Raw genomic sequence first — 14206 nt, 5'->3', positions numbered from 1 at the left:
GGCGCCCGTGCGGGCGCGCTGCGGATGCGTGGCGTGCGCGACCGGCCCGCAAGCGGCTCGCGGCACCGGAAGCGATGCTAAAGGGCTGTCCCCGTGGATACCCACCGATAGCCGCACGAGGCGCCGCCCGCGCCCGCCACCGGTCGGAATCCGGCGTCACGGGCCCGGTCCGGTGGCGTGATCGTTCAAGACGGCGGCCCGGACCGGGCCCTAGCGTGAGGGCACCGGACGGAGGGGAACCATGGACGAGGCGTACGCGAGTGCACGACTGGTGGCGGTGGCCCAGCGCGCCCTGGCCGCCGAAGGCATCCACACCGTGGCCCCCGCCGGGTCCGGAGCGCTGCTCCCGCTCGCCGCCAAGCGCCGGTTCCTGGCCGAGGTGGCCCACGAGCACGGGCTGCTGCCCCTGCTCCGGGTGGGGCGGCGGTTCTCCGAGGTCCGCTCCGACCCGGCCGTCTCGGCCCTGCTGTCCGCCGCCTCCCCGCACGACCTGTTCGAGCGGTGGTGCCGGCTGGAACGGTTCACCCACGCCCGGCACCGGGTGCGGGTGCGGGACAGCGGGGCCGGTCGACTGCTCGTCGAACACACCGGCCCGGTCGGGGCGCCGCCCGAACCGGCGGAGGACGCCGTCGTCATCGGGGTGCTCACCGCCCTCCTGGTCATGATCGGCGCCCTGGACGTCACGGTCACCGTCGGACGGCACCGGCCGCTCACCGTGTTCAGCGAGGGCGCGTTCCGCGTCGAACCGGCCCCCGGGGACAGCGCCCACTGGCACTTCGCCTGGTCCGGCAGCCGACCGCCGCGCCCCGATCGAAGCGCGGAACCCGGCACCGACCCGGCCGCGCCCGCCCGGGAACTGTTCGCCGCCGACCCCGCCCGCCGCTGGACGCTCGCCGACCTCGCCGGGGAGTTGGCGCTCTCCTCACGGGTCCTCCAACGGCGGTTGGCGGCCGCGGGGGGCTTCACCGGGCTGCTCGGCGAGGTGCGCGCGGAACGGGCCGCGAGCCTGCTCGTCCGCGGTGAACACCCCATCGGCGTGATCGGCTTCGCCTGCGGCTACGCCGACCAGCCGCACTTCACCCGTCAGTTCAAACACCGCACCGCCATGACCCCGGCGGCCTACCGGTCCACGTTCGGGCCCCCCGCCCGACGCCCCGACCCAACGAAGTGAAGGTCACCCCATGGAATTCCACGACACCACCGTCCTCGTCACGGGCGGAGCCCGCGGGGTCGGCAGGGAACTCACCCGACAACTGGTCGGGCTCGGCGCCCACGTGGTGGCCGTCGGCCGCGACCGGGAACGACTCGCCGCGCTCGCGGCCGCGCACGGCGACCGGGTGTCGATCGAGGTCGTCGACCTCGCCGACCCCACGGCCCTCGACGCCCTCACCGAGGCGCTGCCCACCCGCCACCCCGCGCTGCGCGCCGTGTTCAACAACGCCGGGGTGCAGCACCTGACCGACTTCCTCGCCGACGACCTCCCCCGCACCCGGCAACTCCTGCGACGCGAGCTGACCGTCAACGTGGACGCCGTCATCACCCTCTCCACCGGGCTGCTCCCCCATCTGCGCCGGCAGCCGTCCGCGGCGATCGTCAACATCAGCAGCGGGCTGGCCGTCGTGCCCAAGCCCTCCGCCCCGGTGTACTGCGCCGCCAAGTCGGCGGTGCGCACCTTCACCCGGGCGCTGCGCTACCAGTGCGAGGACGGCGCGCCGCACGTCCGGGTGGTCGACGCGGTCCTCCCCCTCGTCGACACGGACATGACCGCGGGCCGTGGGCGCGGCAAGATCAGCCCGGCCGCCGCAGCCCGTTCCGTGCTGCACGGCGTGGCCCGGGGGCGGTCGGAGGTCTACGTCGGCAAGGCGCGGCTGCTGCCGCCCCTGATGCGGCTCGCCCCGTCCCTCGGCTACCGGACGCTGCGCCATGGCTGAGACCGCCACCGCCCCTGTGCCCTCCACCCGGACCGGACGGCTGCTGTCCCGGCTGGACCGATCGGCCGACCGGCGCTGGTTCCTGCCCGCGGTGGGCGCCTTCCCGCTCGGCGACTACGTCCTGCCGGTGCTGCCCGGCCAGTTGCTCCTCGCCGGGCTGGCGGCGCTGCATCCGCGTCGCTGGTGGCCGCTCGTCCTCACCTTCGTCACCGGCTCGGTGCTGGGCGCCCTGCTCACCGCCCTCGCCGTTCGGGCCGCCGGGGACAGACTTCTCCAGGTCGCCGGGCAACTCGCGCCGGACCGGGCCGAGTTCCAACAGGCGGCCGAGTTGGTCGCCCAGCACGGACCCTGGGTGCTGGCCGCCCTGTCCATGCTGCCGTTCACCCCGCGGACCGCGGTGCTGGCCTGTGCGCTGGCCGGTGTCGAACCGCTGACGATCGTCCTGGCCGTCCTCGCGGGCCGGCCGGTGCCGCTGGTGCTCATCGGCCTCGCCGGAGCCCGGGCGCCGCGGCTGCTGCGTCGCTCGCGCCGGATCGACCGGGTCCTCGCCGAGGTCGCGGCGGGCCGCACCGCCCCGGAGCCCTCAGGAACGGCCGGCCAGGACCCTGCGGCAGAGCGAGTCGGCGTGCCGGGTGGTCTCCGGTAGGCGGTAGCGCGGGCTCAGGGACAGGGTGTGGGCGAGTGCCGTGGGCAGCGACACCCGGTGGCCGACCGAGACGTACACCGGTTTGACGCCCGCCCTGGTCCGCAGCGCGGCCCCCACCTGCTCGTCCCCGGCGAGCAACGGGGCGGCGGCTCCCCGGTGTTCGGCCAACTCCCCGTGGGTGAAGACGAACGGGTTCTTCGCGACGCCGATCGTGGGCCGCCCGGTGAGCACTCCGAGATGGCTCGCCAGACCGAAGCGGCGCGGGTGGGCGAACCCGTAGCCGTCGCACACCACCAGTCCGGGATCCACGGACAGCGCCTCCAACGCCGCGAGGACGGCCGGGAGTTCACGGAAGGCGAGCAACCCGGGGACATAGCGGAAAGCCACCGGACCCACCGCGGTGGCCTCCTCGACCACCTTCAGGGTCGCGCAGTCGAGGACCACCGCCGCCGCGGCCACGACACCACGGGCGTCGTCGTACGCCACGTCCACCCCGGTCGCGTGCCCGAGACCGGGCTCGGGCCCGGGTTCGTCGTGCACGACGGCGTCCCGCAGGGCGTCCTGGACGGCGCGGGCCCCTTCCTCGCTCACGGGCCAACCGGCGGGCAGCGGGGCGGGGCGGGGATTCGCGACGGCTTCCATTGCGTCGAGGGTACGGGGTCGGCGGGCGCCGCAGCCCACGGCCCGGACCCCGGGCCGGGCCGCGCGGTTCGGGATGAAGCCGATAGGGTTTCGGTCATGTTCGTTCTGGAACTGACCTACACCGCACCCGTCGAGGCCGTGGACGCCGAGTTGGCCGCGCACATCGCGTGGTTGGACGCCTTGTACGCCTCCGGAGTGGTGATCGCCTCGGGCCGCAAGCAGCCGCGCGACGGCGGGGTGTTGCTCGCGGTCGGCACGGACCGCGCGGCGATCGAGGACCTGGCCGCGACCGATCCGTTCGTGACGGCCGGGGTCTGCGCCTACCGCATCACGGAGTTCGTCGTCACCCGGACGGCACCCGCGCTCGACGCGTACCGGCAGCCGGCCCCGTCCTGACGGGCCGCCGTTCCGGTCCGGCGGCCCGTGCCCGGCGCGGCGGCCGTGACCGAGGTCACTGACCGTCCGGGTGTACGTGAAGGGGCTTTCCGTCGTCTCTTCAGGTGTCCGGCTTCGTCGGCCCGCCGGGCGCCGGGCCGACCTCACCGCCGTCACGAGGGAGCACGCGTTGTCCATCGTCATCGAGCAGGCCGTGGAGGCGCGACTGGTCGCCGCCGCGCCGCGCATGGCCACCATCCCCGCGATGCTGCGCTACACGGAGGACGATCCCTTCGCGATCAGGATGACGTTCCCCGCCGCCGCGACCCTGGAGGGCGTGGACGTGTGCTGGACGTTCTCCCGGGAACTGCTGACGGCCGGGATGGAGGAAGCGGCCGGCCACGGGGACGTACGGGTGCGACCGTACGGGTACGACCGCACGGTCATGGAGTTCCACGCCCCCGAGGGCACCGCGATCGTGCACGTGCGCAGCGGTGAGCTGCGCCGGTTCCTGCGCCGGACCGACGCCGTGGTGGCCCGGGGCGACGAGTACCTGCACCTCGACCTGGACGGTGACCTCGCGGCGTTGATGCGCGACCCCTGCTGACCGACCCGCCCCGCTTCCGCCGTCACCGCACCGAGCCACCGCGGTGACGGCGAGGCGCGTCCGGGCCCGGTGACACCGTCGCCGCACCCGGCCGATCGGACCCGACGGTGTCGGGAGGCCGCCCCGTCGACGTCGATCGCGGGTGTCCCTCCGGCCGGCCCGGGGAACCGCGCGGGCCGAGGGCGGCGCGGCCCGCCACGGCCTGCCGCTCCTGGAGCGGCCGGGATCACCCGGGGCCGTCCCGGGCACGGGAGCCTGCCCCGCCCGGGACGCGCCGCTGAACGGCGGTGTGAGGTGCCTCTCAGTCCGCTTGCGGGATGCGTGCGCCCCGGGCGCGCAGAGGGCGGAAGTGCCGTGGTCAGGCGTGCGCCGGCGCCTTACCGGCCACCCCCGGCGGGGAGGCGCCTTTACAGCGGGCTTAACCTACGGGTTCGTAACCTACGCGGACGTAGCCTACGACTGCGTAGGTTACGGTTCCCGGCATGCACTCCCCTTCCCTGGAGCTCCAGTGACGCTCACTTCTCCCCACCTCGGCGCCCCGTCCACCTGGACGGACGCCAGACTCCTCCACGCGTTGGAGGAAGTGGTCGAGAAGGAGCTCAACCGCCATCTGAAGGTGGCCAAGGACTGGATGCCCCACGAGTACGTGCCGTGGTCGGACGGCCGCAACTTCCCCGGGCAGTTCGAGGACGGCGACCCCTGGGAGAAGGAGCAGTCCAAGGTCACCGAGATCGGCCGGATCGCCCTCGTGGTCAATCTGCTGACCGAGGACAACCTCCCCAGCTACCACCACGAGATAGCGTCACTGTTCGGACGGGACGGGGCCTGGGGCACCTGGGTGCACCGCTGGACCGCCGAGGAGGGCCGCCACGGCATCGTGATGCGGGACTACCTCCTCACCTCGCGCGCGGTCGACCCCGACAAGCTCGAAGCGTTCCGCATGTCGCACATGTCGGAGGGATTCGAGTCGGACAACCGGCACTCCATGCTGCACTCCGTCGCCTACGTGGCCTTCCAGGAGCTCGCCACCCGGATCTCGCACCGCAACACCGGGCACCAGTCCGGCGACCCGGTCTGCGACCGGATGCTGGCCCGCATCGCCACCGACGAGAACCTGCACATGGTCTTCTACCGGAACCTGCTCAAGTCGGCGTTCGACCTGGCTCCCGACCTCACCATGCAGGCCGTCCGGGACGTCGTCGTCGACTTCCGGATGCCCGGACACGGCATCCCCGGGTTCGAGCGGGCCGCCGCGCAGATGGCCATCGGCGAGGTGTACAACCTGCGCATCCACCACGACGACGTGCTCCAGCCGGTACTGCGGTTCCTGAAGATCATGGACATCGACGGGCTCGGGCCCGAGGGACTCAAGGCCCAGGAGGAGCTCGGCTTCTTCATGGAGGGGCTCGACAGCGAAGCCCGGGCGTTCGACGAGAAGCTCGCGGCCCGCAAGGCGCGGATGGCCGCGCGCAAGGCGTGACCACCGGTCGGCGGGGTCAGGGGCCCGAGCGCCCCCCCGCCCCCTTCGACGGGGCGCTGAACAGCGCGTTGATCGTTCGTTTTTCCCCGCGCGGCACGATCGGGGCATGCAGACGGACGGTGTCATTGATCAAGAAGCGGAGCAGGGCGTCGACTGGGACCGCGCCCTGTGCGCACAGACCGGGGCCGAGTTCTTCTTCCCGGAACCCGGCAGCTCCGTGCGCGAGGCCAAGCGCATCTGTCGGATGTGCGACCTGCGCGAGGCGTGCCTCCGGTACGCCCTGACCCACGACGAGCGCTTCGGCGTCTGGGGCGGCCTCTCGGAGCGCGAGCGGTTCGCCTTGCGCCGGGCATCCGGCCGGGACTGACCGGTCCCACCGCGGCGACGGGCGCCGCGCCCGCGCTCAGGAACCTTCGTCCACCGCCTCGTGGCGGGCCCTGCTCGGCTGGACGCGCTTGGGTTCGCCCGGCATCTTGGGGTACTCCGGCGGGTACGGCAGGTCCCCCAGGCCGTGGTCCCGCTCGTCCCTCCTGGCCAGCTCCAGCAGGGGCTCCAGGGAGAACCGGTGCTCGTCCATGTCCGCGTGGACGTCGCCCAGCTCCGCGTAGCGCACGGGCATGGTCGCGAGGTCGAAGTCCCGGGGGGTGACCTCGTCCACCTCCGCCCAGCGCAGCGGCGCGGAGACGGGGGCGTGCGGACGGGGGCGCACGGAGTAGGCGGAGGCGATCGTGCGGTCCCGGGCGGTCTGGTTGTAGTCCACGAAGATCCGTTCGCCGCGCTCCTCCTTCCACCAGGCGGTGGTCACCCGACCGGGCATCCGGCGCTCCAGTTCCCGACCGCAGACGATGGCGCAGCGCCGGACCTGGGTGAAGGTCCAGCGCGGTTCGATGGGCACGAAGACGTGCAGGCCGCGACCGCCCGAGGTCTTGGGCCAGCCCCGCATGCCCGCCTCCGCGAGCACGGCCCGCAGTTCGTGGGCGACGGCGACCGCGTCGGCGAAGTCGGTGCCGGGCTGGGGGTCGAGGTCGAGGCGGAGCTCGTCGGGACGTTCGGTGTCGGCGCGCCGGACCGGCCAGGGGTGGAAGGTGAGGGTGCCGAACTGGGCGGCCCAGACGACGGCCGCGACTTCGGTGGGGCACATCTCGTCGGCCGAACGCCCGCTGGGGAAGGTGATGTGCGCGCGGGGGATCCAGTCGGGGGTGTTCTTGGGGGCGCGCTTCTGGAAGAAGTGCTCGCCGTCCAGTCCCTCGGGGTAGCGCTCCAGGGTGGTGGGGCGGTCCCGCAGGGCCCGCAGGATGCCGTCGCCGACGCCGAGGTAGTAGCGGGCCAGGTCCAACTTGGTGAAGCCGCGCTCCGGGAAGTAGACCTTGTCCGGACTCGACAGTCGTACGGTCCGCCCACCGGCCTCCAGCTCGACCGGCTTGCCGTGGCTGCTGGCACCCATGACGGCCACGGTAGGCGCAGGGCCGGGGACGCGCACGTCGGCGCTCCCCGGTCGAGGGGGCCGAGGATCGACGGATCTGCACCGAACGTCCCGTTCGGCGAGAATCGCGGTATGGACCTCCCGGTGATGCCGCCCGTGAAGCCGATGCTCGCCAAGTCCGTCAAGGACATCCCGCCCGGCATGCAGTACGAGGCCAAGTGGGACGGCTTCCGGGCCATCGCCTTCCGGGACGGGCCCGAACTGGAACTCGGCAGCCGCACCGGCAGGTCGCTGACCCGGTACTTCCCCGAACTGGTCGCCGCGCTGTCCGCCCGGCTGCCGGGCCGGTGCGTCGTGGACGGGGAGGTCGTCATCGCCCGGGAGGGGCACCTCGACTTCGACGCGCTCACCGAACGCATCCACCCCGCCGACTCCCGGGTCCGGCTGCTCGCCGAGCGCACCCCCGCGTCCTTCGTCGCCTTCGACCTGCTCGCCCTCGGCGACGACGGCCTGCTGGAGGCGCCGCTGGTCGAACGCCGCGCACTGCTGGCCGGAGCCCTCGCCGACACCACCCCACCGCTGCACCTGGCGCCGGCGACGACCGACCCCGAGGTGGCGCGCTCCTGGTTCGAGCGCTTCGAAGGGGCCGGCCTGGACGGGATCGTGGCCAAGCCGCTGGACCTGCGGTACCGGCCGAACGAGCGGGTCATGTTCAAGGTGAAGCACGAGCGGAGTGCCGACGTGGTGGTGGCGGGCTACCGCTTCCACAAGTCCGGCCCGGTGGTCGGTTCGCTGCTGCTCGGGCTGTACGACGACCGGGGCGTGCTCCAGCACGTGGGGGTGTGCGCCGCCTTCCCGATGAAGCGCCGGGCCGAACTGGTGGACGAACTGGAACCGTTGCGGCTGGAGTCGGCGGCGGAGCACCCCTGGGCGGCGTGGGCGGACGGGGCGGCGCACGAGGCCGCCCGGCTGCCGGGGGCACCAAGCCGCTGGTCCGGCAAGAAGGACCTGTCCTGGATCCCCCTGCGCCCGGAGCGGGTGTGCGAGGTGGCGTACGACCACATGGAGAACGGGGCGCGGTTCCGGCACACCGCACGGTTCAGGCGCTGGCGTCCGGACCGGACCCCCGGAACCTGCACGTTCGAGCAGTTGGACGAGCCGGTGCGCTACGACCTCGGGGAGGTCCTCGGCGGCTGAGCCCCGTCCGGCCGGCGGAACGCGCGCGTTCCCGGGGCCCCGCGGCGCAGTCGGACGTACCGTGGGGGCAGTCGGACACCGGGGGTGTGCGGATGACGAAGTCCTTCCGGGCGGGTGCCCGGGCCAGACGGGGCGGCTGCGTCGCCCTGGCCGTGCTGGTGCTGGCCGTGCTCGGCACGTCCTGTTCCTCGGGCGGTCCCTCGCCCGCCGAGTCGAGCGCGCCCCCGTCCGGTGCCGCTCCCCTGCTGGCCGTGAAGATCGACAACGTGGCGGCCGCCCGCCCCCAGCTCGGCCTCGCCGCGGCCGACGTGGTGTACGCGGAGCAGGTCGAGGCGGGGCTGAGCCGACTGATGGCGCTCTACGCCACCCGGCTGCCGCCGGAGGTCGGGCCGGTGCGCAGCGCCCGGGAGTCCGACCTGGAACTGCTGGCCCAGTTCCCCGATCCGGTGCTCGCCTTCTCCGGGGCCCAGTCCAAGCTGCTGCCGCTGATCGACGCGGCGCCGTTGCGCCCCGTGCAGCCCGAGGGTGCTCCGGCCGGCGCGTACATTCGCGACCCGTCCCGGGTGGCCCCGCACGACCTGGTCCTGCACCCCGCGGAGGTGGTGGACCGGCCGGCCGGGGCCGCGGTGCTGGCGGAGGCGGGTTTCCGTACCGGGGCGGCACCCGAGGGGGGAGAACCGGTGACGGAACGGACCGTGCGCTTCCCCTCGGCCCGGTTCACCTTCACCTGGTCGGCGGAGGCGGGACGGTGGCAGGTCGCCCTGGACGGGCGCCGGGCGGTGGACGCCGACGGCACCGCGGTGACCGCGGCGACCGTCGTCGTCCAGCGGGTGGAGATCCGGGAGTCACGGTTCCAGGACTTCATGGGCAACAACTCGCCGTTCACCGTGACCGTGGGCTCCGGGCCGGTCGAGGTGCTGCGGGACGGGCGGGCCCACGCCGGCGAGTGGCAGCGGCCCTCGGCCGCCGGGGGGACCACCTTCACCACCACCGACGGCCGACCGCTCCACTTCGCCGCGGGCCCGGTCTGGGTGCTGCTGGTGGAGCGCTGAGGGCGGACCCGCCCCGGCGGGGCTCAGCCCCGCAACCGCCGCCACGACGCGAGGACCTCTTCGCCGCGGGCCGCCACGGTGTCGGCGCCGCAGGCGCGGGCGAGGGCGGTGCCCCGCTCCAGTTCGGCGGTGGAACGGGCCGCGATGCCGTACTCGATCCGGGCCACGGCGTGCTCGTACCCGCAGGGCGAGGCCTCCAGGTAGGCGGCGGCCTGGGCGTGCAGCGTCACCGAGCGCTGCCCGGTCGCCAGGACCGCGGCGCACCTCAGGGCCTCCCCGATGGCCGTGTCGGTGCCGAAGCGCTCGGCCTGTGCCCGGCACACCGCGGCCAGCCGCGCGGCCCGGGCGGGGTCCTCCTTCGCCAGGGCGCGCGCCAGGTCCCCCGCCCAGGTCGCCATCACCGTGTTGTGGCGACCGCTCGCGAGCGCGGCCCGCTCCGCGGCCTCCAGCGCCTCGATCCCCTCCGGCACCCGTCCCGCCTCGATCAGGAGCCGCCCGCGGACCGAATCGGGGTCGGGCATGATGAAGGTGGACGGGTAGGGCGGGGCGACCTTGTACTTCTCCAAGACCTCCATGGCGCCGTCGATGTTGCCGCGGGCGATGAGGGTGTCGATCAGCATGCAGGCCGCGTCCCAGTGCATCGGCAGGCCGGTGCCCACCCGGTCGGCCAGGCGCAGGGCCTCCCGCAGCAGCCCTTCGGCGGGGACGAGCTTGCCGCGCCGCCGCAGGACGTATCCGCCGAAGCAGTGGGCGAGCGCCAGATGGGCTCCGGTCCAGCCCCTGTCCTCGTACTCCCGCCGCGCGTCGTTGAAGAGGTTGCCCGCCCGGTCCAGACGGTCGGCGAACAGGTACGAACTCCCGAGCATCATCAGGAGTTCGAAGCCCCACTCGGTGTCCGTCCAGCCGAGCCCGGGCGGCAGCTCCCCGTTCACCAGGGAGCGGTCGCACAGCTCCACGACGAACGCCGCGTTCTCCCCGCGGGTCAACGCGTCGAACGCCCGGATGATGAGCAGGGCTCGCTCGGAGTTGTCCCGGCCGTTCAGGGGGTCGGCGAGCTCCTTGAGGCTGCGTGAGCGCCGGGTGGAGTCCTGGTGGCCGGCGTGGATGCCCTGCCACATGAAGCGCAGGGCCCGCAACCGGAGTTGGTGCGGCCCCGGCGGCAGCAGGTCGACCTCGCCGTCGATCACCCGCACGGCCTCCTCCAACTCGCCGTTGTGCACCAGCGCCTGGGCGAGGCGGCAGACCGCGTCGACCCGGTTCTCCCCCGTGAAGTGGGGCAGGGCGAGCGCCTCGCGCAGATGGGCGATGGTCTTGGTGGGGGCGGTCAGCAGGGTCGCGCAACCGAGTTCGTAGAGCACCTCGGCGTGGTGCTCGGGCAGCGGCGGTTCGCGCAGGGCGCGCTCCAGGCAGCGGACGGCGGCCTCCGGCGCGCCCACTCCGAGGTGCTCCCCGGCCGCGGCACGCAACTGCGCCACCAGCTCCGGGTCCTCTTCGGGATGGACCTCCAGCAGGTGCCGGGCCACGACGGCGGCCGGTTCCTGCGCCTTGCGCAACTGGCCGGCCGCGGCACCGTGCAGGGCGGTCCGGGTGGCCACGGGGATCGCCTGGTAGACGGTGCTGGCGATGAGCGGGTGCACGAACTCCAGCCGGTCCTCCTCGTCGGGGCGGTTCGGCGGCCGTTCGGCGAAGATCCGGGCCGTGCGCAGGTCGGCGGCGCGCCCGCGGGCCTCCTCCACGGGGATCCCGGCGATGCCCGCGGCGACGGGCACCGCGATGTTGGTGCCGAGGATCGCGGCGGCCCGGGCCAGCTCGACGGTGGCCGTCCCGAGGGCGCTGAGGCGGGCGATCAGACCGCCGTCCCGGGCGGACCTGTTGAGGCCGCGCAGTTCCTCGGCGGAGGACTCGACCGGTTCGAGGCCCCGGTCCTCGACCTTGGCGAGGAGTTCCACCGTGTCGTAGGGGTTGCCGGCGGTGACGGCCCACACCTGACGGCAGAAGGCGTCGTCGGCGTGGCTGCCGAGCCTCGCCCGGGTGAGTTGGGCCGCGGCGCCGGGGGTCAGGTCGTGCAGGACGCCGCGGAGGCCGGCGAGTGCGCCCACGCGCGCCAGGGCGGGCGCGGCCTCCCGGCCCGGGGCGACGGCCCGGTGGGTGACGACGAGGAGGATCCGCAGTTCGTCCAGGCGCTGTGCGAGGTTGACCAGCCAGCGCAGGGTCTCCTGGTCCGCCCAGTGGGCGTCGTCGACGAGCAGGACCAGGGGGAAGCTGATCTCCGTGAGGTCGCAGACCGCGCCCACGAGCCCGTCCGAGACGGCCTGCGGATCGACGTGCCCGCCGCTCGGTTCCGTCATGCCGAGGGCGGGACCGGCGATGTCGAGCCAGCCGCCGAGCCGGTCGTACTCCTCGGGGCTGAGGGAGAGCAACGCGGGTTTGAGCAGTTGCCGCACCACGTAGAAGGGGACGGAGGCGAGGGTCTCGCCGCCGCGCGCCGACCAGACGGCGCAGCCGCGGTCCCGGGCCGCCTTGCGGGTCGCGTCGAGCAGTGCCGTCTTGCCGACGCCCGGTTCGCCGGTGAAGACCAGGAGGCCACCGGGGCTCTCCGGGCGGGAGGGCACGCTCCGGGGCGTCTGTGTGCACAGGAGGTCGATGGCCGCCCGTACCGAGCCGAGTTCGGCCTCCCGTTCCCACAGCGGGCTCGAACCGGCCCCTCCGGGCCGTTCCTGTGTCATCCCGCGTCCTCCCCAGATCACTCAACCGGCTTACGGAACACCGAGGTTAGCGGGCCGAAGGCCGGATTCGCGGGGGGACCGAACAGGTTGCCCTGCCCGAGTGACGCCCGCACTCGAACAGGGCGAACACGCGTTCAGAACCGTGGTGCCGTCCGCGGGCCCGGAGTCCGTCGCCGGGGTACGGCCGGGAGGGCGGGCCCGGGGCCCCGCCGCTGGTCGCGGGGAGGGCAGCGGCATCCCCTCTCATCCGGATTTCAGGAGGAGCTCCTAGTGTGGGCGCCATGACCCAGATGACGCCGCCCGGCTGGTACCCCGATCCCGGGCAGAGGAGTGACGCGCCGACGACCGAGCGTTGGTGGGACGGCACCGCCTGGACCGAACAGACCCGGGTACTCGGCGCGGCGGGCGCCTGGGGTCCCCCGACCGCACCGGCCTGGCCGCCGGCCGCACCGCCCTCCGCACGGCGGCGGGCGGTGCGCGCGACGATAGGCGGGGTCGTCGCCCTCGCGGTGCTCGGCGGTCTGGTGGGCGGCGTGTACGCGCTGACCCGGAACGACGGGGACGGCGGGGACGACGACCGGAGCCGCGCTTCGTCCCCGGCGCCGCAGGGCGCTCCGACCCCGGAGCCGGGCCCCGAGACCGAGAGCCCCGACGCACCGAGCGGGCCCCGCGGCCCCGGCGGGCCGGCACAGCCGCCCGCGGAGGAGGGGTACGTCACCGACGGGGCGAGCGGCATCAGCCTGCCGGTGCCCGAGGGGTGGTCAGGCGAGTCCGCGCCCATCGGCGCGCAGTTGTCGACCGGGCCCTACCCGTGCCCGGGCGACGCCGGGGAGCAGTGCGCGCGGGCCGGGGCCGACTCCGCCCCTGCCGCGGCGTACCGGCATACCCAGACCTCGGCGGCGGCGATCGCGCGGACGGACATCGAGCAGGCGGCGGAGCGGGCGTACGGCGGGAAGACCTACGGCAGGATCACCTCGCACCAGGTGTTGGCGAACCGCGCCACGACCGTCGCGGGCGGCGAGGGCCACCTGGTCCGCTGGAAGGTGGTCACCGAGAAGGGCGACGACGGCTACGTGCAGTCGCTCGTCTTCCCCTCGCCGAAGGACGCGAAGCAGTTCGTGGTCGTGCGGTTCGGGTTCGACGTGAGCGACGAGGCCCCGGCGCCGTCCGTGATGGACAAGATCGCCAAGGGCATCAAGAAGGCCCCGCAGGGAGTCGGCAACGGCCGGTCGGCCTGACGCCCGCGGATCGGGCCGGGTGGGTGCCCTCCGCGGGAGGGCACCCACCCGGCCCGGGGGTGCGCGCCGCCCCCGTCCCCACGGTGCGGCGCGGCCAGGCCGCCACCGGTCATCCCCGGGGCGGCGGCCTGGCGCTCAGGGGGCGGGACTGGCCCCGTCCGCCGCGGGACGGGGCGGCGCGGTGAGGCCGAAGGCGGGCAGGATCACCGCGTCCACCAGCCCGATCAGATAGGCGGGGTCGGCGAAGCGTCCCTCCAGTTGCGGTCGCACCCGGGTGACGCCGAAGAGCAGGGCGGCCACGTACTCGGCCGCCGGGTGTGCGGCGCCGATCTCCCCACGGGCCTCCGCCCGGGCGAGCATGGCGTCGAGGGCGGCCAGTTCCGGTTCGACCAGCGCCTCGCACAACGCCCGTTGCAGTTCGTGGTCCTGGAGCGTGGTGTGGCCGAGGGCGTGCAGCAACCGGGTGTCGTCGCAGGACTCGGTGCCCGCCGCGTGGGCGGCGGCCCTGAGGTCCCCGGCCAGGCTGCCGGTGTCGATGCCGGCGAAACGGGGGCACCGTTCGGAGCGCAGGGCCGCGGCCACGAAGCGGGGCTTGCTGCCCCACTGGCGGTACAGCGTGGACTTGCCGCACCGGACGCGGGCCGCCACGCCCTCCATGGTGACCGACTCGTAGCCGTGCTCGCGGAGCTGGTCGAGGACGGCGGCGAAGAACTCCCGTTCCCGTTCCGGGCTGATCTTGGACCGACGGGCCGGAGCCGCCGGCTCCGACACCGGCACCGGCCGCGCTGACTGCCCCGCCATCCCGCTCCTCCTGCCCCGTTGGTCCCGTCCGGCACCGCTGGTTCCCGTCCGCGATGCGACAGCCCAGCGATACGCGAGTGTACCGATA

14 protein-coding genes are annotated in these 14206 nt (G+C 74.1%); 10 read left to right on the top strand and 4 right to left on the bottom strand.

The features are described 5' to 3' along the window. Positions 1 to 241: 241 nt before the first annotated feature. The 3 genes from ACSMX9_RS26060 to ACSMX9_RS26050 are packed head-to-tail and all read left to right on the top strand — an operon-like array spanning position 242 to position 2577. Positions 242 to 1171: a helix-turn-helix transcriptional regulator gene (locus ACSMX9_RS26060; RefSeq protein ID WP_445397501.1), complete on the top strand. Its 930-nt coding sequence runs from the start codon at positions 242 to 244 to the stop codon at positions 1169 to 1171. A gap of 10 nt (positions 1172 to 1181) precedes the next feature. Further along, a complete protein-coding gene (locus tag ACSMX9_RS26055) occupies positions 1182 to 1931 on the top strand; it encodes an SDR family oxidoreductase (RefSeq protein WP_445397499.1) in 750 nt (249 codons plus the stop codon). Further along, positions 1924 to 2577: a VTT domain-containing protein gene (locus ACSMX9_RS26050; protein ID WP_445397497.1), complete on the top strand. Its 654-nt coding sequence runs from the start codon at positions 1924 to 1926 to the stop codon at positions 2575 to 2577. Before ACSMX9_RS26055 ends, ACSMX9_RS26050 begins: the two co-directional genes overlap by 8 nt. Here the strand turns inward: ACSMX9_RS26050 and ACSMX9_RS26045 are convergent. Then, positions 2515 to 3219, bottom strand: coding sequence for an endonuclease V (locus ACSMX9_RS26045; protein ID WP_445397495.1), 705 nt, complete (start codon positions 3217 to 3219; stop codon positions 2515 to 2517). The genes ACSMX9_RS26050 and ACSMX9_RS26045 overlap by 63 nt on opposite strands. A 96-nt stretch (positions 3220 to 3315) precedes the next feature. Here ACSMX9_RS26045 and ACSMX9_RS26040 point away from each other — a divergent pair, with 96 nt between their 5' ends. From ACSMX9_RS26040 to ACSMX9_RS26025, 4 genes are all read left to right on the top strand, one after another. Continuing rightward, the gene (locus ACSMX9_RS26040; protein WP_445397493.1) at positions 3316 to 3615 is read left to right on the top strand and encodes a YciI family protein; all 300 of its coding nucleotides are present in this window, start codon (positions 3316 to 3318) and stop codon (positions 3613 to 3615) included. A 169-nt stretch (positions 3616 to 3784) separates the two neighbouring features. Then, the gene (locus ACSMX9_RS26035; protein WP_351248925.1) at positions 3785 to 4201 is read left to right on the top strand and encodes an SsgA family sporulation/cell division regulator; all 417 of its coding nucleotides are present in this window, start codon (positions 3785 to 3787) and stop codon (positions 4199 to 4201) included. 508 nt (positions 4202 to 4709) lie between these two features. Next, positions 4710 to 5681 (top strand): acyl-ACP desaturase, encoded by a 972-nt coding sequence (locus ACSMX9_RS26030; protein WP_351248927.1) that lies wholly within the window; start codon positions 4710 to 4712, stop codon positions 5679 to 5681. 106 nt (positions 5682 to 5787) lie between these two features. Further along, positions 5788 to 6048 (top strand): WhiB family transcriptional regulator, encoded by a 261-nt coding sequence (locus ACSMX9_RS26025; RefSeq protein WP_351248929.1) that lies wholly within the window; start codon positions 5788 to 5790, stop codon positions 6046 to 6048. A gap of 36 nt (positions 6049 to 6084) precedes the next feature. Here ACSMX9_RS26025 and ligD read toward each other — a convergent pair whose 3' ends face one another. Beyond that, the gene (gene ligD / locus ACSMX9_RS26020; RefSeq protein WP_445397491.1) at positions 6085 to 7125 is read right to left on the bottom strand and encodes a non-homologous end-joining DNA ligase; all 1041 of its coding nucleotides are present in this window, start codon (positions 7123 to 7125) and stop codon (positions 6085 to 6087) included. A gap of 111 nt (positions 7126 to 7236) precedes the next feature. Between ligD and ACSMX9_RS26015 the strand changes: the two genes are divergently transcribed. Both ACSMX9_RS26015 and ACSMX9_RS26010 read left to right on the top strand, forming a co-directional pair. Further along, the gene (locus ACSMX9_RS26015) at positions 7237 to 8301 is read left to right on the top strand and encodes an ATP-dependent DNA ligase (protein ID WP_445397489.1); all 1065 of its coding nucleotides are present in this window, start codon (positions 7237 to 7239) and stop codon (positions 8299 to 8301) included. 92 nt (positions 8302 to 8393) lie between these two features. Continuing rightward, positions 8394 to 9353: a DUF3048 domain-containing protein gene (locus tag ACSMX9_RS26010; protein ID WP_445397487.1), complete on the top strand. Its 960-nt coding sequence runs from the start codon at positions 8394 to 8396 to the stop codon at positions 9351 to 9353. A gap of 23 nt (positions 9354 to 9376) precedes the next feature. Here ACSMX9_RS26010 and ACSMX9_RS26005 read toward each other — a convergent pair whose 3' ends face one another. Continuing rightward, positions 9377 to 12079 carry an ATP-binding protein gene (locus tag ACSMX9_RS26005; protein ID WP_445397485.1) on the bottom strand — a complete coding sequence of 901 codons (2703 nt, stop codon included), beginning with the start codon at positions 12077 to 12079 and terminating at the stop codon, positions 9377 to 9379. Positions 12080 to 12360: 281 nt separating this feature from the next. Between ACSMX9_RS26005 and ACSMX9_RS26000 the strand changes: the two genes are divergently transcribed. Further along, the gene (locus ACSMX9_RS26000; RefSeq protein WP_445397483.1) at positions 12361 to 13317 is read left to right on the top strand and encodes a DUF2510 domain-containing protein; all 957 of its coding nucleotides are present in this window, start codon (positions 12361 to 12363) and stop codon (positions 13315 to 13317) included. A 135-nt stretch (positions 13318 to 13452) separates the two neighbouring features. Here the strand turns inward: ACSMX9_RS26000 and ACSMX9_RS25995 are convergent, their stop codons facing one another. Beyond that, a complete protein-coding gene (locus ACSMX9_RS25995) occupies positions 13453 to 14118 on the bottom strand; it encodes a TetR/AcrR family transcriptional regulator C-terminal ligand-binding domain-containing protein (RefSeq protein ID WP_445397481.1) in 666 nt (221 codons plus the stop codon). Between the last annotated feature and the right edge of the window lie 88 nt (positions 14119 to 14206).

It is taken from the genome of Streptomyces sp. LE64 (assembly GCF_052606915.1).
This window is presented reverse-complemented; position numbering and strand designations above follow the sequence as displayed.

Bases quoted from the DNA above. Each gene is read 5' to 3' on its own strand.
- ACSMX9_RS26060 (WP_445397501.1), top strand. From the start codon at position 242: ATGGACGAGGCGTACGCGAGTGCACGACTGGTGGCGGTGGCCCAGCGC.
- ACSMX9_RS26055 (WP_445397499.1), top strand. From the start codon at position 1,182: ATGGAATTCCACGACACCACCGTCCTCGTCACGGGCGGAGCCCGCGGG.
- ACSMX9_RS26050 (WP_445397497.1), top strand. From the start codon at position 1,924: ATGGCTGAGACCGCCACCGCCCCTGTGCCCTCCACCCGGACCGGACGG.
- ACSMX9_RS26045 (WP_445397495.1), bottom strand. From the start codon at position 3,219: ATGGAAGCCGTCGCGAATCCCCGCCCCGCCCCGCTGCCCGCCGGTTGG.
- ACSMX9_RS26040 (WP_445397493.1), top strand. From the start codon at position 3,316: ATGTTCGTTCTGGAACTGACCTACACCGCACCCGTCGAGGCCGTGGAC.
- ACSMX9_RS26025 (WP_351248929.1), top strand. From the start codon at position 5,788: ATGCAGACGGACGGTGTCATTGATCAAGAAGCGGAGCAGGGCGTCGAC.
- ligD (WP_445397491.1), bottom strand. From the start codon at position 7,125: ATGGGTGCCAGCAGCCACGGCAAGCCGGTCGAGCTGGAGGCCGGTGGG.
- ACSMX9_RS26015 (WP_445397489.1), top strand. From the start codon at position 7,237: ATGGACCTCCCGGTGATGCCGCCCGTGAAGCCGATGCTCGCCAAGTCC.
- ACSMX9_RS26010 (WP_445397487.1), top strand. From the start codon at position 8,394: ATGACGAAGTCCTTCCGGGCGGGTGCCCGGGCCAGACGGGGCGGCTGC.
- ACSMX9_RS26005 (WP_445397485.1), bottom strand. From the start codon at position 12,079: ATGACACAGGAACGGCCCGGAGGGGCCGGTTCGAGCCCGCTGTGGGAA.
- ACSMX9_RS26000 (WP_445397483.1), top strand. From the start codon at position 12,361: ATGACCCAGATGACGCCGCCCGGCTGGTACCCCGATCCCGGGCAGAGG.
- ACSMX9_RS25995 (WP_445397481.1), bottom strand. From the start codon at position 14,118: ATGGCGGGGCAGTCAGCGCGGCCGGTGCCGGTGTCGGAGCCGGCGGCT.